General features: G+C 75.9%; 18 protein-coding genes and 1 pseudogene. 7 read left to right on the top strand and 12 right to left on the bottom strand.

Translation table 11 applies throughout. The features are described from left to right. Positions 1-5: 5 nt before the first annotated feature. On the top strand, positions 6-536 hold the full coding sequence (locus tag GY42_RS11730) for a phage tail protein (RefSeq protein WP_046529458.1): 531 nt from the start codon (positions 6-8) through the stop codon (positions 534-536). Positions 537-599: 63 nt separating this feature from the next. After that, a pseudogene (locus GY42_RS19830) lies at positions 600-2,140 on the top strand (MFS transporter). 24 nt (positions 2,141-2,164) lie between these two features. On the opposite strand, the gene GY42_RS11715 reads toward GY42_RS19830, so the two are convergent. Further along, complete coding sequence (locus GY42_RS11715; protein ID WP_046529457.1) at positions 2,165-2,350, bottom strand: antitoxin; 186 nt, start codon at positions 2,348-2,350, stop codon at positions 2,165-2,167. Between the two features lie 160 nt (positions 2,351-2,510). On the opposite strand from GY42_RS11715, the gene GY42_RS11710 reads away from it, so the two are divergent. Beyond that, positions 2,511-3,530: an RDD family protein gene (locus tag GY42_RS11710; RefSeq protein ID WP_160309414.1), complete on the top strand. Its 1,020-nt coding sequence runs from the start codon at positions 2,511-2,513 to the stop codon at positions 3,528-3,530. Between the two features lie 32 nt (positions 3,531-3,562). Here GY42_RS11710 and GY42_RS11705 read toward each other — a convergent pair whose 3' ends face one another. From GY42_RS11705 to GY42_RS19430, 9 genes are all read right to left on the bottom strand, one after another. Beyond that, positions 3,563-3,985 (bottom strand): hypothetical protein, encoded by a 423-nt coding sequence (locus GY42_RS11705; RefSeq protein WP_046529455.1) that lies wholly within the window; start codon positions 3,983-3,985, stop codon positions 3,563-3,565. A gap of 29 nt (positions 3,986-4,014) precedes the next feature. Beyond that, a complete protein-coding gene (locus GY42_RS11700) occupies positions 4,015-5,505 on the bottom strand; it encodes a glucose-6-phosphate dehydrogenase (RefSeq protein WP_236686777.1) in 1,491 nt (496 codons plus the stop codon). 95 nt (positions 5,506-5,600) lie between these two features. Continuing rightward, positions 5,601-6,797 carry an ABC transporter permease gene (locus GY42_RS11695; RefSeq protein ID WP_046529454.1) on the bottom strand — a complete coding sequence of 399 codons (1,197 nt, stop codon included), beginning with the start codon at positions 6,795-6,797 and terminating at the stop codon, positions 5,601-5,603. After that, positions 6,794-7,480, bottom strand: coding sequence for an ABC transporter ATP-binding protein (locus GY42_RS11690; RefSeq protein WP_201775271.1), 687 nt, complete (start codon positions 7,478-7,480; stop codon positions 6,794-6,796). Before GY42_RS11690 ends, GY42_RS11695 begins: the two co-directional genes overlap by 4 nt. Further along, positions 7,470-8,798, bottom strand: a complete 1,329-nt coding sequence (locus GY42_RS11685; protein ID WP_152667288.1) for a hypothetical protein — start codon at positions 8,796-8,798, stop codon at positions 7,470-7,472. The genes GY42_RS11690 and GY42_RS11685 overlap by 11 nt, the downstream gene beginning before the upstream one ends. A gap of 2 nt (positions 8,799-8,800) precedes the next feature. Then, positions 8,801-9,715: a hypothetical protein gene (locus tag GY42_RS11680; protein WP_046529451.1), complete on the bottom strand. Its 915-nt coding sequence runs from the start codon at positions 9,713-9,715 to the stop codon at positions 8,801-8,803. Between the two features lie 101 nt (positions 9,716-9,816). Beyond that, a complete protein-coding gene (locus tag GY42_RS19065; protein ID WP_046529450.1) occupies positions 9,817-10,902 on the bottom strand; it encodes a CU044_5270 family protein in 1,086 nt (361 codons plus the stop codon). After that, positions 10,899-11,441 carry an RNA polymerase sigma factor gene (locus tag GY42_RS19435; protein ID WP_046529449.1) on the bottom strand — a complete coding sequence of 181 codons (543 nt, stop codon included), beginning with the start codon at positions 11,439-11,441 and terminating at the stop codon, positions 10,899-10,901. The genes GY42_RS19065 and GY42_RS19435 overlap by 4 nt, the downstream gene beginning before the upstream one ends. 113 nt (positions 11,442-11,554) lie before the next feature. Continuing rightward, positions 11,555-11,932 (bottom strand): hypothetical protein, encoded by a 378-nt coding sequence (locus GY42_RS19430; RefSeq protein ID WP_046529448.1) that lies wholly within the window; start codon positions 11,930-11,932, stop codon positions 11,555-11,557. Between the two features lie 148 nt (positions 11,933-12,080). Here GY42_RS19430 and GY42_RS11660 point away from each other — a divergent pair, with 148 nt between their 5' ends. Then, positions 12,081-12,710: an RNA polymerase sigma factor gene (locus GY42_RS11660; RefSeq protein ID WP_052748349.1), complete on the top strand. Its 630-nt coding sequence runs from the start codon at positions 12,081-12,083 to the stop codon at positions 12,708-12,710. A gap of 90 nt (positions 12,711-12,800) precedes the next feature. Here the strand turns inward: GY42_RS11660 and GY42_RS11655 are convergent, their stop codons facing one another. After that, on the bottom strand, positions 12,801-16,505 hold the full coding sequence (locus tag GY42_RS11655) for a TM0106 family RecB-like putative nuclease (protein ID WP_046529447.1): 3,705 nt from the start codon (positions 16,503-16,505) through the stop codon (positions 12,801-12,803). 105 nt (positions 16,506-16,610) lie between these two features. Here GY42_RS11655 and GY42_RS11650 point away from each other — a divergent pair, with 105 nt between their 5' ends. The 3 genes from GY42_RS11650 (at position 16,611) to GY42_RS11640 (ending at position 19,239) form a co-directional block, all read left to right on the top strand. Continuing rightward, positions 16,611-17,501 (top strand): SDR family oxidoreductase, encoded by an 891-nt coding sequence (locus GY42_RS11650; protein WP_046529446.1) that lies wholly within the window; start codon positions 16,611-16,613, stop codon positions 17,499-17,501. Next, the gene (locus tag GY42_RS11645; RefSeq protein ID WP_046529445.1) at positions 17,501-18,157 is read left to right on the top strand and encodes an NAD(P)H-binding protein; all 657 of its coding nucleotides are present in this window, start codon (positions 17,501-17,503) and stop codon (positions 18,155-18,157) included. The genes GY42_RS11650 and GY42_RS11645 overlap by 1 nt, the downstream gene beginning before the upstream one ends. A 125-nt stretch (positions 18,158-18,282) precedes the next feature. Beyond that, positions 18,283-19,239: a CPBP family intramembrane glutamic endopeptidase gene (locus GY42_RS11640; RefSeq protein ID WP_052748348.1), complete on the top strand. Its 957-nt coding sequence runs from the start codon at positions 18,283-18,285 to the stop codon at positions 19,237-19,239. Here GY42_RS11640 and GY42_RS11635 read toward each other — a convergent pair. Continuing rightward, positions 19,209-20,000, bottom strand: coding sequence for a uracil-DNA glycosylase (locus GY42_RS11635; protein ID WP_082131502.1), 792 nt, complete (start codon positions 19,998-20,000; stop codon positions 19,209-19,211). The genes GY42_RS11640 and GY42_RS11635 overlap by 31 nt on opposite strands. Position 20,001 lies beyond the last annotated feature (1 nt).

The following is a 20,001-nucleotide window of genomic DNA, read 5'->3' as shown; positions in this document are numbered from 1 at the left end:
GCGACGTGTACGAGCCGTACGTGGGTGAGGTGCGCCTCTTCGCGGGGAACTTCGCCCCGCGGGGGTGGGCGTTCTGCGAGGGACAGATCCTGCCGGTCCAGCAGAACCAGGCCCTGTTCGCGCTGCTCGGCACGCAGTACGGGGGCAACGGCTCGACGACCTTCATGCTCCCCGACCTGCGTGGCCGCAGCCCGGTGGGTGCGGGCGTCGACGGTGACCTCACGCCGGTCGTCGCCGGGCAGGTGCTCGGCTCCGAGACCGTCACGCTGACCGCCGCGCAGCTGCCGCCGCACACCCACCGGGTGCCCGCGGCCGACGCCGTCGGGACGAGCGACAACCCGTCCGGCACGGTCCCGGCGCAGTCGCGGCGGGGCCGCGCGAGCGAGGCGCTGTACGGCCCGGCGGCCTCGCTGGTCGCGCTCGCCCCCGGGGCGGTGGCGGACGCGGGCGGCGGGCAGCCGCACGACAACATGCCGCCCTACACCGTGCTGCGCTTCGCGATCGCGCTGGCCGGGATCTTCCCGCCGCGCCCCTGACGGCCTGCTCCCGCCCGCGGAGAAGCAGTCCGGCCCTGGCGCCGCGGCCCGTCGTGGGCGACGATGCGCAGCGGTGCCGACGTCGTCGCCGTGCGGCCGACCGGTCGCACCCGCCGTCGCGCGACCCCGCGCGGCACCCGACCCCGGGAGGTCCCCGTGACCGACACCGCCCCCAGCGCGGCGGCGACGCCCACGCTCACCGAGCGGCTCGACGGCCTGCCCGTCACGCGCCGGCACACGCGACTGCTGCTCGGCTCGGGCGTCGGCTGGACGTTCGACGCGATGGACGTCGGCCTCATCTCGTTCGTCATCGCGCAGCTCGGCGTGGTGTGGGGCACGACCGACGGCCGCCTCGGGTGGGTCGCGTCCGCCGGGTTCGCCGGCATGGCCGTCGGTGCGGCGCTCGGCGGGCTGCTGGCCGACCGGATCGGCCGTCGTCAGGTCTTCGCGCTCACGCTGCTGGTGTACGGCCTCGCGACGGGGGCGTCAGCGCTCGCGGGCGGGGTCGCGGTGCTCATGGCGCTGCGTTTCGTGGTCGGGCTGGGCCTGGGGGCCGAGCTGCCGGTCGCGTCGACACTGGTCAGCGAGTTCGCGCCGCCGCGGATCCGCGGGCGCGCGGTCGTCGTGCTCGAGTCGTTCTGGGCGGTCGGCTGGATCCTCGCCGCGCTCGTCGGGTACCTCGTGGTGCCGTCGGGCGACGACGGCTGGCGGTGGGCGCTCGCGCTGGGTGCGCTGCCCGCGCTGTACGCGGTCGTGGTGCGGCGCGGCCTGCCGGAGTCGGTGCGGTTCCTGCAGTCGCGCGGCCGTCACGCCGAGGCGGAGCGGGTCGTCGCCGACTTCGAGGGCTCGCGCGCCGTCGGGCACGACGGTCGCACGGGCGCGCAGGTGCGCGACGAGGCGGTGGCACCCGTCGCTGCCGACGTCCCCTCCGCCCTTCCCGCGGCCGACGTCGTCGCCGCCGACGTCCCCGCGCCCGGGGCCCCCGCCGCCGACGCCCCGCGACCGCCGGGCGCACGCGCCTCGGCGCGCTGTTCGCGCCGGGCCTGCGACGCCGCACCGTCGCGCTGTGGGTCGTGTGGTTCGCCGTGAACTTCTCCTACTACGGCGCGTTCATCTGGCTGCCGTCGCTGCTCGCCGCCGACGGGCACACGCTCGTGCGGTCGTTCGAGTACACGCTGATCATCACGCTCGGACAGCTGCCCGGGTACGCGGTCGCGGCCGTGCTGGTCGAGCGGTGGGGCCGGCGCAGCACGCTCGCGACGTTCCTCGCCGGGTCGGCGCTCGCCGCCGGGCTGTTCGCGCTCGCGTCGGGCGACGCGCAGATCATCGGCGCGGGCCTGCTGCTGTCGTTCTTCAACCTCGGTGCGTGGGGCGCCCTGTACGCCGTGACACCCGAGCTGTACCCCACGCGCGTGCGCACCACCGGGGCCGGGTGGGCCGCCGGGATCGGACGCACGGCGTCGATCCTCGCGCCGCTGCTCGTGCCGCACCTGCGCGCGGCCGGTGGCACGGGGCTGCTCTTCGCGGTGTTCGCGGCGGTGTTCGTCGTCGCCGCGCTCGGCGCCCTCGCGCTGCCCGAGCGTGCGGGCGCGTCGCTGGACTGACCCGCCCGCACGCGGGCCGCGGCGTCAGCCGCGCTTCTGCTCGTCGAGGTACCGCTTGGCCTTGTCGACCACCTCGTCGACCTTGCGGTCCGTGCCGTCGTCGGTGCGGGCCTTGACCGCCTCGGCGGCCTTGTCGAGCGCGTCCTTGGCCTGCTCCTCGCGCCCGGCCAGCGCACCCTTCGCCTTGTTCACCAGGTCGTCCAGACCCATGGGTCGCTCCTTCGCGTGCCGTGGCGTCGGTGGGGACCGACGCCTGCCGTCCAGTGTGCCCCGGTCCGTCCGTCCCGGCGCGGCTTCGGGTGGTGTGCGGCAGGACGTCCGGCGCGTCGGGTCCTCACGTCGCGCGGCGCACGTGCCGATGCAGTCCGACGTGACGACGACCACAGGGGGCCCCGCGGCGGGGTGGTACGACGACGGCGTGACGTCGGGCGTCGAGCGCTGGTTCGACGGTGCGGCGTGGACGGAGCACACGCGCCCGGTGCCTCCTGCGGCGCCGGCCGCGCCGGTCGCGGCCCCCGTCGCGCCGACCGGCGGGCTCGCGGGCGCGCCGGCGGGTGCCACGGCGTGGTCGCCCGGCGAGCTGCCGGCCGGGCTCGAGCCGAGCCGCCGCGAGCAGGGGTCCCTCGACCCCGGCTGGGGCACGCCGGGCGGGTCGGTGCGGTTCGGCTCCCCGGCCTCGGCCCCGCACGTCCCCGGCCTCGTCACGGGAGACGGCCGGACCCCTGTCGTGGGCGGTGGCGACCCCCGGTTCGCCGGTCCGGGACCGGCGCCCGGCGGCGGTGCGTGGACCGCCGCGCCGCCGGCCGTCGCGCCTGCGGCCGGTCCGGGCGGTCTCGCCGGTGCGCCGGGCCTCGGCGCCCCCGTACCGACGGGGTTCCTCCGCCCGCCCGTGGCCGGTGCGGCGCTGCCCGCGGGGTGGGGGACGTGGGCGGCGCCGCCCGCCTACGCCCACTGGGGGTGGCGCGTGCTCGCGACGGTCCTCGACGGGATGATCGTGGGGACGCCGCAGCTCGTCGGACGCTTCTACGCGCGGACCACCGCGACCCTCGGCGTGGACGACCTCGGGCGGCTCGCGTTCGTCCCGACGTCGACGGGCGTCACCGTCGCGCTCGCGGGGATCGGGCTCTCGGTGGTGCTGTGGTTCGCGTCCCGCGTCGTCGCGCAGGGCCGCACGGGGCAGTCGTGGGGCAAGCGCATCGTCGGGGTCCGCCTGGTGCACGAGGACACGGAGCAGCCCGTCGGCGCGTGGTGGGCCTTCGTCCGTGACGTCGGGCAGGTGGTCAACGCCCTGCCGCTCTACCTCGGCTACCTGTGGCCGCTGTGGGACGAGCGCCGGCAGACGTTCACCGACAAGCTGTCGCACGCGATCGTGGTGCGCGACCCGCGCTGACGCGCGGCGCGGGTCGCGCGCGCACGAGGGGCTCAGTCGCCGCGCTCGACGTCCCCGACGGTCGGACCGGCGTCGTCGCCCGCGGGGGAGACGTGCTCGACCTGCGCGTCGTCCTGCTCGACGACCACCACGTCGTCGTCGCCCACCGGTGCGACGCCCTCGTCGCCGGCCGGCGCCGCGTCCTCGTCGCCCACCTGCTCGGCCGTGGGTGCACCCGGGCCCGCCGCGACGTCGTCGCCCAGCCGCGACCCCTGCGCCTCGAGCTCGGCGCGCTGCTGCGCGATCGCCTCGCGGATGCGGTCCGCCTGCGTCGCGAGCTCGCTGCGCACGTGCTCGACGCTCGCGTCGACCGTCGCGCGCGCCTCCGCGTCGATGCGCTCGAACTCCTGCGCCATCGCCTGCTCCTCCGCGCGCAGCGCGGTCCGCACGCGCTCGAACTCGTCCTCGACGCCCATGGTGGCCTCCCGGCTCTGATCGGTCGGTGTCACTCGCCCAGCACCCAGCCGGTCGGCCCCGCGAGGCGGCGCGCGTCGGCGGGGCCCCAGGTCCCCGGCTCGTACGGTACGACGGGCGGCGGGTCGTCCTGCAGCGGCGCGAACGCGCGCCACGCCGCGTCGAGCCCCTCGGGCGTGGTGAACAGCGTGCGGTCCCCGACGAGGACGTCGTGCAGCAGGCTCGCGTACGGCGGGAGCGCGTCGCCCGGCACGTGGTCGAGCGACAGCCGCGCCGTGCCCGTCGTGAGGTCGAGCGCCGGGCCGGGGCGCTTCACGGTCGTGACGACGCGCACCTCGCCCGCGCCGGACAGCGAGATCTCGACGCGGTTGGGCCCCGTCTTCTCCCCGAACAGCCGCCCCGGCGAGCGCAGCACGAGCGTGACCTGCTGCGCCGACGCGGCCAGGCGCTTGCCGGTGCGCAGCAGGAACGGCACGCCGTGCCAGCGGTCCGTGTCGACCCACAGGCGCGCGGCGACGAACGTGTCGACGTCGGAGTCGTCGGCGACGCCCTCGAGGTCGCGGTACCCCTCGAACTGGCCCAGCACGACGTCCTCGTGCGGGTCGAGCGGCCGGAACGCGCTGACGACCGCCTCGCGCGCCGTGACGAGCTCCGCGGCGGACATGCCCGCGGGCGGCTCCATGGCGACCTGCGCGGCCACCTGGAACAGGTGCGTCACGAGCATGTCGAGCGCCGCGCCCGTCGCGTCGTAGAACTCGGCGCGGTCGGCGACGTCGAGCGTCTCGGGCACGTCGATCTGCACCTGCGCGACGTGCTCGCGCCCCCACACGCCCCCGAACAGCTCGTTCGCGAACCGCAGCACGTGCAGGTTCTGCGTCGCCTCCTTGCCGAGGAAGTGGTCGATGCGGAACACCTGCTCCTCGTCGAGCGCCTCGTGCACCACGGCGTCGAGCTCGTGGAAGTCGTCGCGCGACGTGCCGTACGGCTTCTCGTAGACCACGCGCACGCCGTCGGTGAGGTCGTGGCGCGCGAGGGCCTGCGTGAGCGGCACGAACGACTCGGGCGGCACCGCGAGGTAGTGGACGACCGTGACGTCGCCCTCGTCCTCGCCGGTGAGCTCGCGGCGCAGGCGCGTGAGCTCGTCGGGCAGCTCGCCCGGGTCGTCGTCGTCCAGGCTGACGTCTCGGCAGTACGCCGTGTGCGAGAGGACGTCGTCGAGCGCGCCGCGGCCCTCGTCGTCGCCGAACTCGTCGAGCGCGTCACGGACCACCTGCTCGAACTCGCCCGCGTCGAGCGGGCGGCGGCCGGTGCCGACCAGCGCCCAGCGGTCGGGGAGCAGGCCGCGGGCCGCGAGGGTCGCGACGGCGGGCAGCACCATGCGGCGCGACAGGTCCCCGCGCGCGCCGTGCAGCACGAGGACCAGCGGCTGGTCGGCGGCGTCGTCGGAGTCGCGATCGGGTGCGGGCGCGGGCTCGGGGGCGGTCTCGGTGCGGGGCGAGCGGTCGGGCTGACGGTCGGGCACGGGCGACCTCCGGGTGCGGGGTGCGGGCCGTCTCGACGCTACGTGGCCGGAGCGCGACCCGCGCGGGGAGCGACGCGCCGGGCGCGCCCGAGGGCTCAGGTGCGGAGCGCCGCGGCCGGATGGATCGCCGCCGCCCGCAACGCCGGGTGGACCGACGCGAGCGTGCCGATGAGCACCCCGGCGCACGGCGCCACCACCACGAGGGCGCGGTCGAGCACGGGTGACCAGCCGTGCGCGACGGCCACTCCGACGAGAGCGGCCTCGCCGGCCACGGTGCCGACCAGCGCCCCCACCGCGCCGAGCAACGCACCCTCCAGCAGGAACTGCGCGACCACGTGCCGGCGGGCCGCGCCCAGCGACCGCCGCAGCCCGATCTCCCCGGACCGCTGTCCCACGGACATCAGCATGGCGTTCATGATCCCGACGGCCCCGATGAGCAGCGAGAGACCGGCGGCCCCGAGCGCGAGGGTGTTCAGCGACGACTGGACGTCCGACCGCAGCGACGTCGGCTCGGGCGGCACGAGGACGCCGATCCTGCCGGGGGCGTCGGGTCGTACCGCCACCGGCAGCGCCCGGGCCACGACGCCCGCCGCGCCGAGCTCCGTCCGGACGAGCGCCGTCATCTGCCGGGGCGGGAGTGCGGTCCGTCCTGGTCCGACGGGCGACGTCGTCGTCACCAGCACGGCGCGGTCGAGCTCCTGTGCCGTCCCCGGCGTGCCGAGGACGCCGAGGAGCAGCGCGTCCGTGTCGCCGACGCGGATCGACACGTCCGGCGGGACGGCCGTGACGCCCAGCGCGGCCGCAGCACCCGGCCCGAGCACGACCACGGGCTCGCCGGTCGAGACCGTCGCCGCGTCCGGGAGGCGCCCGGCGCGCACCGAGACCCCGGCAGCCGTGAACACCCCCGGGTCGACCGCCAGCACGGGGAGGGAGACGGGTGCCGCCGGTTCCGACGCGCGCACGGGAAGCGTGCCGCCCTCCCACAGACGTCCTGCAGCCACCACGCCGTGGATCCGTCGGACGCGCTCCTCGAAGTCCGCCGGCATCGCGGCGTCGACGGCCACGTCGGCCTGCGTGTCCCGGACGCGCAGCTCGGTCGCGGCGAGCGCGTCGAACGTCTGGTTGATCTGCGAGCCGACCGTCTGGGACCAGCCGACCGTGACGAGGAACACGGCGATCCCGAGGGCGACCCCCACCGCGGTCAGCAAGGACTTGCCCGGGCGGCGGGCCGTCGCCGCGACCGCGTGGGCCGCGATGAGCCGCCAGTCCGCCCGCGTCGCGACCCGTCTCACGCGAGGGCCCTCCCGTCGCGCATCGTCAGACGCTCGTCCGCCCGGGCGGCCGTCTGCAGGTCGTGGGTGACCATGACGAGCGCGACCCCGTCGGCCGTGACGCCGTCGAAGAGGTCGAGGACCGCGGCCGCGGACGCGTCGTCGAGGTTGCCGGTCGGTTCGTCCGCCAGCAGGACCGCGGGCCGGCGGACCAGCGCACGCGCGACGGCTGCGCGCTGCTTCTCGCCGCCCGAGAGCGTCGCGACCGTCGAGCTCCGGCGGTGCGTCAGCCCGACGCGTTCGAGGAGCTCGGCGATGTGTGCGCGGCGTGCCCGACCGCCGTGCCGCTGGTACGTGAGCCCCAGCTCGACGTTCTCGGCGACCGTCAGGTAGGGCACGAGGTGGAAGGACTGGAAGACGAAGCCGAACGTGTGGGCGCGGAGCGCGTCCACGGCCGCGGTCCCCAGCGTCCGGACGTCCTGGCCCGCCACGAGGTACTGGCCGTCCGTCAGCGTCTCCAGCAGGCCGAGCACGTTGAGCAGCGTCGACTTGCCCGAGCCGGACCGCCCGGTCACCGCGAGCGAGCGGCCCGCGTGCAGGGTGAGGCTGACGCCGCCCAGGGCGTGCACCGCCGCGGGGCCCGACCCGAAGGTGCGTCTCGCGTCGCGGAGCTCGAGCACCGGCGTCGTCGTGTCAACGCTCACCGACGACCACCTGGTCCCCGGCGCGCAGCGAACCCGAGACGACCTCGAGGGCCACGTGTCCCTCGGCGGACGCGACGACACGCACCTCGACCCTCTCCGGGGCTGGCGGAGTGCCGCCTTCCGCGCCGCTCGCGCGCAGCACGACGGTCCCGTCGGGGGTGTCGTAGACCGCCGAGACCGGCACCACGAGCTCGTACGGGTCGGGGGAGCCGACGGTGATGTCGAAGCGCCCTGCCTGCCCGTAGGAGGCCGACGGCACCTCGGTGGTGAGGACCAGCTCCACCGGGTAGGTCGGCGCCCCCGTCTCGTCGACGGTGGGGAGGTCCGGCAGGCTCGGGAGCGTGGTGGTCTCGCTCCAGCCGTCACGGCTCACGACGACGGGGGTGCCCTCGGACACGGCGGCTCGTTGCGCCGCGGACAGGACGAAGCGGAAGCGGTCTCCCGCGAGGGTCAGGGTCGCGACGGGGACGTCGGCGGGTGGGAGCCCGGGCGCGGCGACCGACCCGAGGCGTGGCGCGGACGGCACGAAGAGCAGCTCGCCGCGCGGTGCGACGACCGTCGGCGCGGGCGCGGGCGCGGGCGACGGTGAGGGCGACGGCGCGGGCGTCGGTCCGGCTGCCGGTGCCGGCGGGGTGAGCGGCTGCGGTCGGTCGTCGACCGCGCCGGGCTCGGCGGCGTCCGTGCCGTCGGGGTCGGCCTCCTCGCTCGCGCGCAGCACGTGATCGACCGTCGACACGGCACCGCCGGCGTCGGGAGCGGTGGGTTCTGCGGCGGTGGCGTCCGTGGGCTGAAGGGCGCTCGAGGCCGCCGTCACGGGCGCGTACCCGGCCCGTCGGTACACCTGCGTGAGCGCGGCCGCTGTCGCTTGCCCGAAGACCCCGTCGACGGCGACCCGCTTCCCGCAGTCCCGGAGAGCGCTCTGCAACCGGCGCACGTCTGCGCCTTCGTCGCCGACCGTGAGGTCGCGGTGGAGCGGGATCTCACCGTGCAGCACCAGCACGGGGCGCCCGCTGACCTCGACCACCGGGGAGCACCACTCGGCGACGTCCCCGGCCGATCGGGGCGAAGCCGTCACGACGGCCGTCATGCCGGAGGGAGGTGCCACGTGCACCGCGAGCACGCCACCGGCGCTGAAGGTGCCGTCCCCGTCGTACCTTGTCGTCAGGGTGGCCGAGCGCACGTCCGCCGTCACGACGGTGGGCGGGACCGTCACGGCGATCCTCTCGTCGGGCGAGTGCAGGAGCCAGCCGCCCGTGACGCCCGCCGCGACGAGGCCCAGGACCGCGGCGCCCGTGGCCACGGCGCGACGCGCGGACACGGTCACCGCTCGCCGGCGCGGTCGACGGCGGACCGCTGCATGCTGAGCCATTCGGACACGATCCCGGGGTGCGCGTCGAGCGCGGCCTGCGTGAGAGTGGCGCGGACGCGCGACCAGGTCCGCAGGAGCCCGGAGTCGTGCTGGCACTGCGCCGACGCCACGGCGACCGGGATCTCCTCCGCGGTGGGCAGGTCGGTGCCGAACCTCTCGTCGCCGTTGGCCTCCATGGGGCTCGAGTACGTGAAGCCGCGGTCCCGCATGCACGTGCTCCAGTCCTTCATCGCCGCGGTGACCTCGTCGTCCTGCTGCACACGGTCCGCGACGTCGAGGAGGATGTCGGCGGCGATGGTGAAGGTCCGTTCCTGGGCCGCCCAGTCGGGGGTCACGGAGTCCTTCGCGCGGCCGACGCAGGAGTCGGGGTCGTACGTCGCGATGACGGTGCCCTGGTCGTCGGTGACCTCTGTCTTGTCCTTCTGGCCGAACAGCGCCTCGTCGTACCCGGGAACCGGCGACGGACGCGACCCGGAGGCGGAGCGCACCTCTTCCACCCAGCTCGCAGGGTGGAACCCGAACTCCGCGGCCACCGCGGGGTCGGTCACCGAGTAGGTGTACTGGGCGTCCGCCGCGGTGCGTCGACGAGGGAACGCGTCGCCGGGCAGGTAGGTGAACCCGTGCTCCGCCATGCAGGTCGTGATCAGGGCCTCGGCGGCGGAGGTGATGGTGGCGAGCTCGGTGGGGTCGGGGAACATCACCGGGTCGAGCGGGTTGGCGTACGCGCCCGCGACGAGCGCGGAGTCGGTGAGGTCGAGCGTCGGGGTCGGCGCGGGGTCGCCGCCGCCGCTGCAGCCCGTGACGAGCGCGACCGCGGCGGTCGCACCCAGGGCGAGTCGTCGGGTGCGTGCGGGGTGGTGGGTCATCGGGCGCCGCCTCGGGTCCGGGGGCGCGGGAGGCGCCTCGTCACCCCGTCCTCCCGGACCGTCGGTCGGCATCACCGCCCGACGATGTGGCGTGGGTCACATCATGGGGCGGTGACCCATTCCGCCGAGACGTAGGCCGTGAAGCTCCCGACCTCTGCCTCGTCCAGAGGTCGTGGCTCGTCGAGACCGGGGTACGCGAACAGCACCGTCTCGACGCCGAGCAACGCGCCGTCGACGGGGTCGACCACGAGGACGGTGAGCTCGCCGCTGTGCTCGTCCCAGACGGCGAAGCCGTGCCCGCCTCGACCCAGTCGGTCGCTCGTCTCACCGAGGTCGCGCACGCCGGGGAGCCCGGCGAGCGCCTCCCACACGGTCGCCGCGACGTCCGGGTCGACGACCCACGTGTCGAAGAGGTGCTCGATGTCGTGCACCATGATCGTCGTCCCGGTGGTGGGCAGCGGGTCGGACGGGAAGCGGTCGTCGGCCAGCCAGAGGTCGACCAGCCGCTGCGGGTCGCGGGGCAGGTGCTGCGCGCCCAGCGGGTCCTCGACGAACGTCCCGAGCTCGTCACGCAGGAGGTCGCCGGCGCTCTGGTCGGAGCCGACGATCTGCCCGGCGGGCGAGAAGGCGGGGGCCGTCGCGACCTCGCGGTAGCGCGTGCGGCCGTCGGGCAGCAGCCAGGCGTCGTTCGACGTGGGGCGAGTGGTCCTGCGCGTCGTCTCGGTGTCGACGGTCAGCTCGAGGCGCCACTGCTCGGTGCGGACGTGCTGGGTCGTGGCGCCTGCGGGTCGCTCGGCGGGAGCCTGCTGGCGTGCGGACGCGGCGATGGCGAGGAGCGCGTCTCGGGCGGGGGTGCCGGACTCCGGCCCGAGCCCGTCGGGCGGGACGTCCGTGAACGTCAGCACGGGGGGTGCGGCGACAGCACCCGACGGCTGCCCGACGACGACGCCGGCGACCACCAGCACCAGGACGGCGCACGCGGCGGCTGCCCACGCGCGGACCGGCGGCCGTCGCCGTCGGCTCGTGAGCAGGGTGGGCGCCGCGCGGGCGCCCTCGACCCGCGCGAGCATCCGTTCGGTCCACGCGGGGTCGGGGTCGGGGGTCTCGTCGCGCGCCGGCGGCGGCGTGGGCCGCAGGCCCAGCTGCTCGGCGAGGTCGCGCAGCGCGCGGGTGTCGTCGTCGGTCATGGGGTGCTCCGGACGTCGTCGGTCGTCTCCGTGCGGGACATGAGGTCCTCCAGCCGGCGTCGCGCGCGCGACAGGCGCGTGGTCATGGCGGTCACGCTGCACCCGAGGACCGCCGCGGCGTCGGCGGGGCCGAGCCCGTCGACGCCCACGAGCAGGAGCACCTCGCGGTCCTCTGGTCTGAGCCGGGACAGGACGTCGCGGGCGTGGGTCGAGGTGGTGACGGCGTCGGCCACGTCGCCCGTGTCGTCCTGGGGGGCTGCTGCCAGTCGTGTCCGCAGCGCGGAGTCCCGCGTGCCGCGGTCGCGCAGGTGCGCCGCCTTGTGACGTGCGACGACGAAGACCCAGGCGCGGCGATGGTCGGCGTCGTCCGGCAGGTCGTCCCAGCGTCGCCAGGCGACGAGGAACGTCTCGGTGACCACGTCGTCCGCGACGTGCGGGCCGACCGCGTGCACCGCCCACCGCCGGACTTCGGGAGCGAGTGCCCGGAAGAACGCCCGGAAACGTTCGTCTTGCTCGATCTTCCCGCCCCCGTCGTCCATGACCTGTTGCTCACGCCCATCCTTCCCGCTCGCGGCGGAAGGATCACCGGCATCCACGTGATCTGCGACACGACGCCCACGACTCGGCGAGCCGTGGGCGTCGTCGCGGTCGGTCAGTAGTAGTTGCGGTGCGAGCGGCAGCGGTCCCAGTTGCTCGAGCTCCAGTTCCGGAAGCCGCGCTCGGACAGCTTGTAGTGCGTGATGATGTCGCCCGTCCCGCTCGGCCCCGTCCAGAACGAGATGTCGTCGTAGTTGTAGTTGTAGTAGACGGAAGCGGTCTTGTGGCTGTGGTTGGCGGCCGAGGAGTACGACTTCTTCTCGCCGCCCCCGTCCGACTTCGTCCAGAAGCACACGTAGCCGGCGCTGCAGGTCGGCGCTGCTGACGCGGGCGTCGCCGCGGCCAGCCCGCCGAACGCGATCGCCCCGAGCGTCAGGGTGCTGATGGCGGCGCTGCTGAGGCGCCGGCGGTACGTGCGGGGGGTCGTGCTCATGATGCTCCTCTGGTTGGGCGGCGACGGGGCTTGCGTGGCCCGTCGCCCCCGACATCTCTCAGGCCCCGCACAACAGCATCACAGGATCATGTGACGTGCGTCACGCGATGCCACGGTGATCGTCGGCTCCCGTCGGGGAGATCGGGGTATGACGCTGTCGTCGGCTGTTCTCGGTCCCTCGGAGGAGCACGACGGCGGCGATCGTCCGGCGCCGAGCGAGGAGTCGGCTCCTTGCAGGCAGCGGGCTGGCAGCGAGGAGCTGCCAGGTGACCGCGCCTCCGAGGACTGGATCTCCCCGCTCTTCCGGTCGATGTACCCCGAGCTCACGCACTACGTCGCGCGGCATGGTGGTGCCTCGTTCGTGGCAGACGTGCTGAGCGAGACCTTCCTCGTGGTATGGAGACGTCGCGACGTCGCTCCATCTGGCGCGGGCGAACGACGAGGCTGGGTCTACGGGATCGCCAAGCGCGTGCTGCAGCACCATCGAGAGGCCGTGATGCGTGATCAGCGACTGAGGGCGAGGCTCCGAGCGATCAGTCGTGAGCCTCCGCGTCTGGCTCCCGACCCTGCAGACGGTGTGCGAGTCCGGGAGTCCCTCGAACGGTGGATGAAGCCGCTGACGGCCAAGGAGAGGGCCGTGGTCGAGCTCGCGGTTCTGAGGGATCTCACCGCGGCAGAGACCGCGAGCCGGCTGGGGTGCTCGACGACCGCGGTCGGTACGCGCCTGACGCGTGCTCGCGCGAAGATGCGCCGGTTGGCTCAAGGAGAATCTGTCTAGAGGCCCCGGCCTCGTGCTTGCTCGAACGGCCTCTCGTGCGTACGTGTCGGGCTGCACGTGAACGTCCCGCGGGTGCGGCCGTCTCGTACGTCAAAGCGGCACGGCGGCACTCTCCGGCAGCGCCACCACCGACCGTGTCGTCAGCCCGACGAACGCGCCCAGCCGCTCGAGCGACTCGGGGCGCCGCGGCAGCGTCTCGGTGAGGTGCGTGGACCGCACCACGAACGCGGCCCACTGCCCGCGGGACACGGCGACGTTGAGCCGGTTGCGGTCGAGCAGGAAGTCGAGTCCGCGCGGCACCTGCGCGGGCGACGACGCGGCGGTCGTCACGACCGCGACGGGTGCCTCCTGGCCCTGGAACCGGTCGACCGTGCCGACGCGCGTGCCGGTGAACCCGGCCTCGTCGAGCGCACGCCGCACCGTCCATACCTGCGCGTTGTACGCCGCGACGACCAGCACGTCCTCCGGCGCGAGCGGGCGCTCGGGGGTCGCGGCGCGCGGGTCGCGCCAGGTGCGCCCGACGAGGTCGGCGACCAGCCGGACCACGGCGTCGGCCTCCTCCGGGGACGCGACCGCGTTGCCGGTGTGGTCGACCAGCACGCCGTGCACGCCGGGCGCGACGCCGTCGAGCGAGCGCTCGGCCGCGGCGGGGGCGGCGTGCAGGCGGCCCTCGTAGGACAGCGTCGACACGGCCTCGCACAGCGCCGGGTGCAGGCGGTACGTCACGGGCAGGAAGTAGCCGAGCGACGCGGGCAGCGTGTCGTGCCCGTCGGTCAGCCAGCCCAGCGCGCTGCGGTCCACGGGTTCGGGGTGCGTGCCCTGGCTGACCTGCGGGAGCTGCTGCGGGTCGCCCAGCAGCAGCAGGTTCCGCGCGGCGCCCGCGACCGCGAACGTGTGCGCGAGCGAGAACTGCCCGGCCTCGTCGACCACCAGCAGGTCGAGCGGCGCGTCCGGCAGCCGCGTCGCGTTGACGAGGTCCCACGCCGTGCCACCGAGCACCGCGCCCGCACCCGCAGCCCCGCCGGGGTGCGCAGTCCAGAACGTGCCGAACCCCGCGTCGGGCACCCACGTCCACGGCGCGTCCGGGTCGGCCGTGCGCGCGTCCGAGGCACCCGGCGCCTTCTTCGCGATCGCGTCGCGCGGCACACCCGCACCGGCGACGCCGCGCAGCAGGTTCTCGACCACGGCGTGCGACTGCGCGACGACGCCCACGCGCCACCCCTGCGCGACGAGCGCGGCGATCACGCGCGCACCCGTGTACGTCTTGCCCGTCCCGGGCGGGCCCTGCACCGCGAGGTACGAGTCGTCGAGGTCGAGCACCGCGCGCGTCAGGGTCGCGACCAGGTCGCCGTCGGCCGCGACTGGCAGCGGTGCGCCCGAGCGCGTGCGCGGCGGGCGCCGGGCGGCGAGGTCGAGGACGGCGCCCTGGGGGAGCACGGGGTCGTGCGGGTCCCCGTCGGTCGTCGTCGCACGGTCCGTGACCGGGCTCGTCGCCGGCCCGGCGCCGGCGGTCGCGACCACGCGCCCGGCCAGCGTGCGGATCGCTTCGCGCAGCGGCGCCGTCCCGATCGGCCCGGACGGCGCGAGCGCCATCGGCACCTCGGTGAACGGCGCGGTCCCGCGGGCGCGCGTCTCCTCGACCAGCAGCACGTCCTTCACGCGGCCGCCCGCGCCCTCGGCGGCGACGTCGAGCACGGTCATGCGGTCGCACCAGCCGCGCGGCCCGTCGACCGTCGTCTTGAGCCCGTCGGGCAACGGCGGGTCGTACAGCCCGACGGCCGACGCGCCGGCCCGCAGGTCGCTGCCCGGCTCGAGCCGCCCGACCATCCGCAGCACGCGCCGCTCGACCTTCTTGCCCGCGGGCAGGTGCCAGTCCTGCACGACCTCGACCGCGCCCGGGCGGTCCACGAGCAGCACGTTGCGCCGCTCGGTCCAGTCGCTCGGGTGCGCGCCCAGCCGGTCGAAGTGGCCCCACCAGTACGGCTTGTCCTCGCGCTGGTGGTAGCGCAGCGCGGCGCCGACGAGCGCGACGGCCTGCCGTGCGGGCGTGCGCACCACGCCCTCGCCCGGGCCGGGCCCCGCGACGGCGAGCAGCGCGTCCTCGAGCGGGTCGGGCGCGGCGAGCTCGGCGGCACGCGCGGCCGCCTGCTCGTCGAGCACGACCGCACGCGACGGCGCGACGCCCGCCTCGGCCAGGCGCGCGAGCAGCCAGTCGCGCAGGCCGAGCGTCGAGTCGCAGTCGTAGTGGTTGTAGACCTCGATGGCCCGCACACGCTCGGACCACTCGTCGAGGCGGCCCGCGTCGCGCGCCGCGACGGCCTCGGCGTACTCGACGATCGAGTCGGCGGCCGTCGTCACGCCGTCGCCGCGGCCCGTGGCCATGTACAGCGGCTCGAGCTTCTTCAACGAGTACGACCGTTGACCCGTGCGCACCCCCGCCTTCACCGCCGCGTACAGGTCGACGAGCACGCCCTCGCGCAGCAGCGCGTCGACCTCCGCCTCGCCCTCGCCGTGCCGGGCCGCGAGCCGCCGCAGCGCGGTCTTCTCGTACGGCGCGTAGTGGTAGACGTGCAGGCCGGGGTGCCGCGCGCGGCGCTCGGCCAGGTAGTCGAGGAACGCCCGCAGCGCGACCCGCTCGGCCGCGCGGTCGTGCGCCCAGAACGCGACGAACGGCGCGTCGGCCCCGGGCGCGGGCGGCGCCTCGACGAGGCCGAACAGGTACTCCAGGCCCCACGCGTCGGGGTCGCCCGCGAGCGCCGGGTCGTACCAGAGCGGGTCGCCCTCGAAGTCGAAGAACACGTCGCCCGGGTCGGCGGGCGGCAGCAGCGCGGCGACCTTCTCGGGCCGGTCGAGCACGGCCGGCACGGTCGTCGGGTGCGCCGGGTCGGGGTTGGTCCGCTCCTGCTCGAGCTGCAGCCGCGCCTGCAGCCGCACGCGCGCGAGCACGTCCGGGTGCAGGCCGTCGACGTCGAGGTCGTCGGGCGTCGCGGCCAGCGCGTCGACCGTGTCGACGCCCGCGGCGCGCAGCGCCGCGGACTGCCGCTCGTACACGCCGTGCACGAGCATGACGTCGCGCCGCGCCTCGAGCGCCGCGACGCACAGCGAGCAGCGCCCGCACGCGACGTACCGCGGGTCGCCCCACGCCGCCGGCCCGCCCTCGGCGAGGTGCTCGTCGAGCACGTGCTGCAGCCGCGCGCGGCGCTCGCGGTACACGGGCACGAGGTCCGCGACCGCGTGCCGCGTGACGGCGCCGTCGCCCAGCACGAGCTCGACGTCGCGCGCGACCGGCAGGCCCGCGGCCGCGAGCTGGTCCGCGTACGCGGCCACCTGCAGCAGCGCGGTCGGCTGCGCGTTGCGCGCGAGCTTGGCGTCGCGCACCGACCACGCGCCGTCGTCCTGCCGGACCACGAAGTCGGCACGTCCGACGAACCTGCCGTCGAAGAACGCCGCCTGGTGCACGACGTCCGCGGTCGTGAGCCGGTCGAGCGTCGTGGCGTGCGCCGCCGCGAGGTGCGCGCGGGACCCCGGGTCGCGCGTCGCGGGGACCTGTGCCAGACCGCCGGTGCGTCCCGGCTCCCACCGGCCGTACCGGGCGAGCAGGCCGCGCAGCACACGCTGCTCGTGCTCGTCGCCCAGGTGGGACACGCGCGCGAGCATCGCGTCCGCGTCGGGCTCGGCGGCCGGACCGCGGCCGAGCCGCGCGTCGAGCCCGCGCAGGACCGCGTGCTCGCAGGCCGCGGCGGCCGTCAGGTCGCTCGCCGAGTACGCCAGGGTGCCGTCGTCGAGCAGGATCACACCGGCAGGCTACGGGCCACCACCCACGCGGTCCGCGACCGACGGCGCGGACGGCGGATCCCGGTCCCGAGATGCCTCGTCGCGGCGCCCGGCCGACGATGGAGCATGGCCGACCAGACGACACCCCAGGACCCGACCACCCAGCACCCCGACCCCGACACGCAGACCGCCGAGCAGATCCCGCACCCCGGGCACACCGACGACATGCGGAAGGAGCCCGACCACGGCGAGGAGTCGTACGTCGGCTCCGGGCGCCTCGAGGGCCGGCGCGCGCTGATCACGGGCGGCGACTCCGGCATCGGCCGCGCGGTCGCGATCGCGTTCGCGCGCGAGGGCGCCGACGTCGCGATCTCCTACCTCCCGGAGGAGGAGGACGACGCGCGCGAGACGTTGCGCTGGATCGAGCAGGCGGGCCGCCGCGGGCTGCTGCTGCCCGGCGACATCCGTGACGAGGAGCTCGCGCGCTCGCTGCCCGGGCGGGTCGTCGACGAGCTCGGCGGGCTCGACGTGCTCGTGAACAACGCGGCCTACCAGATGGCCCAGACGGGCGGTCTCGCAGACATCACGACGGAGCAGCTCGACCGCGTCCTCAAGACCAACGTGTACGCGATGTTTTGGATCACGCAGGCCGCGCTGCCGCACCTGTCGGCGGGCGCGACGATCGTCAACACGTCCTCGATCCAGGCGTTCGACCCGAGCCCGGGCCTGCTCGACTACGCGTCGACCAAGGCCGCGATCGTCAACTTCACGAAAGGCCTCGCGGCGCAGCTCGCCGAGGACGGGATCCGCGTCAACGCCGTGTGCCCGGGGCCGATCTGGACGCCGCTCATCCCCGCGACGATGAACGCCGACAAGGTCGAGGACTTCGGCGCCGACACGCCGCTGGGCCGAGCGGGCCAGCCCGCCGAGCTCGCGCCCGCGTACGTCTTCCTCGCGTCGCAGGAGTCCAGCTACGTCACCGGCGACCGGATCCTCGTGACCGGCGGGCGGTCCTGATGCGCGTCGTCGTGGTGGGCGGGCACGGCAAGATCGCGCGCCTGCTGGCGCCGCTGCTGGTCGAGCGCGGCGACGTCGTCGTGCCGCTCGTGCGCCGGCAGGAGCACGCCGACGAGCTCGCGGCGCTGGGCACGCAGCCCGCGCTGCTCGACCTCGAGGCGTCCGACGTCGACGCGTTCGCGCAGGTCATGGCCGGTGCCGACGCGGTGGTGTTCGCGGCCGGTGCGGGTGCCGACGGGCAGGTCGAGCGCAAGCGCACGGTCGACCTGGAGGGCTCGCTGAAGTCCCAGGAGGGCGCGCGCCGCGCGGGCGTGCGGCGCTTCGTGCAGGTGTCCGCGATGGGCGTCGACGAGCCCGTGGGCGACGACGCGGGCGAGGTGTGGGCCGCGTACGTGGCCGCCAAGCGCGACGCCGACGCGGCGCTGCGTGGCACGGACCTCGCGTGGACGATCCTGCGGCCCGGTGCGCTGACCGACGACCCGGGCACCGGGCGCGTGACGATCGCGGACCGCACCGCGCGCGGCGAGGTGCCGCGCGCCGACGTCGCGGCGGTGGTCGCGGCCGTGCTGGTCGACGACGCGACGACCGGCCACCAGTGGGAGCTCGTCGGCGGCGACACCCCCGTCGCCGACGCCCTCGCGCGCGCCACCGCCTGACCCGCCCGCGCGGTGGGGCCGGGGGAGGTGCCGGTGCGCGGCTCGTCCGTCCGGAGGAGACGCGTGCGCGAGGACCGTCGGTTCGCACGAGGCGGTGCGCGACCGGACGTCCGTACGGTCGCGGCGTGCGCGACACACGAGCGACCCCCGCCGACCTCCCCGTCCCCGCCGGCCGTTCCGGCCCCGGCGGCCACCCCGGCCCCGCCGGCCTCCGGCCCACGGCCGGGCGGCCCCTGCTCCCGCGCACCGGTGCGGCCCTCGCCGCGGCGGTGGCCGCGCTCGCGGTCGGTGCGCTCGGTGCGCTGCTCGTGCTCGCGCCGCAGGGGCTGCGGGCGTCGGCCGACGCCGGTGCCCCGACGGTCCCGTACGCGCACGTGCTGCTGCCCGCGCTCGTCGCGGTCGCGCTCGTGCGTCTGCTGCCGCCCCGCGCCCCCGTGCTCTCGCCCGTCGTGCGCGACGCGCGGCGCGTGCTGCTCGGGACGGCGGGCCTGCTCGCGTGCACGGTTGCGTTCCCGGTGGCGGTCGCGCTCGCCGGGGTGGGGGACCGGCCCGAGTACCACCTGGTCAAGCTCGCGCTGGTCGTCGCGGTGCCCGCGCTCGTGGTGGCGGTCACCCGCGGCGGCCTCGAGCGCGCGTGGCCGCGCGGCGCGTGGCGGTGGTGGGCGCCGGCCGTCGTCGTGCTGGGGTGGACGGCGCTCGCGCAGGCCGCGCCGTGGGTCGCGCACCCGCGCTACGACGACGTGCCGGTCGACCTGCTCGTGACGGCAGCCGTCGCGACCGCCGTCACGGCGGGCGTCGGCGAGGAGCTGCTGTACCGCGTGTGGCTGCAGACGCGGCTCGAGGCGCTGCTGGGCCGGTGGGGCGGCATCGCGGTCGCGACGCTCGCGTTCGCGCTGCTCCACGTGGGCACGCGCCAGGGCCAGGGGCCGGTCGTCGAGGTCGGCGCCGCGCTCGTCGTGCAAGGGCTCGGGTTCGGGCTCGTCGCCGGCTACCTGTGGTCCCGGTACCGCAACCCGTGGCTGCTGGTCGCGCTGCACGTCCTCGCGAACGGCTACGGCGTGCTGGTCGTGCTGCTGGGCTGAGCGGCCGCGAGGTCACGGGCTCGGGCGAGCACGGCGTCGAGCATCGCGGGCGTCAGACGCCCGGTGAAGGTGTTCTGCTGGCTGACGTGGTAGCACCCGAGCAGCGTGAGCGTGCGGTCCTGCGTGCCGTGGTGCAGCGTGACCTCGACGCCGTGCCCGAACACGGGGCGCGGCCGCGGGACCGCCCAGCCCTGCTCGGCGAGGGTCGTGAGGAGCGCCTGCCACCCGAACCCGCCGAGGACGACCGCGACGCGCGGCGCGACGAGCTCGAGCTCGCGCGCGAGCCAGGGGCCGCAGGTGCGGCGCTCGGCGGGCGTCGGCGCGTTGGCGGGCGGTGCGCAGCGCACCGGGGCCGTCACGCGCACGTCGTGGAGCGTGAGGCCGTCGTCGACGGCGACGGACGTGGGCTGCGACGCCATGCCGACGCGGTGCATCGCCGCGAACAGGAAGTCCCCGGAGCGGTCGCCGGTGAACATGCGGCCGGTGCGGTTGGCGCCGTGCGCGGCGGGGGCCAGGCCCACCACGACGACGCGCGCCACCGGGTCGCCGAACCCGGGCGCGGGCCGCGCCCAGTACGTCTGGCCGCGGTAGCGCGCGGGCGGGTGCGCGGCCTGGTCCTCGCGCCACGCGACGAGCCGCGGGCACGCGCGGCAGGTCGTGGACACGGCCGCGAGCGTCTCGAGGTCGGGCGCGGCGGCGGCGGCCCGCACGACGTCGTCGGGCGTGGTCGGGACCGGGGAGCCCGTGCCGGGGGCGGCCACG

It is taken from the genome of Cellulomonas sp. FA1, from assembly GCF_000986825.1.
Taxonomy (GTDB): Bacteria; Actinomycetota; Actinomycetes; order Actinomycetales; family Cellulomonadaceae; genus Cellulomonas; species Cellulomonas iranensis.
This window is presented reverse-complemented; position numbering and strand designations above follow the sequence as displayed.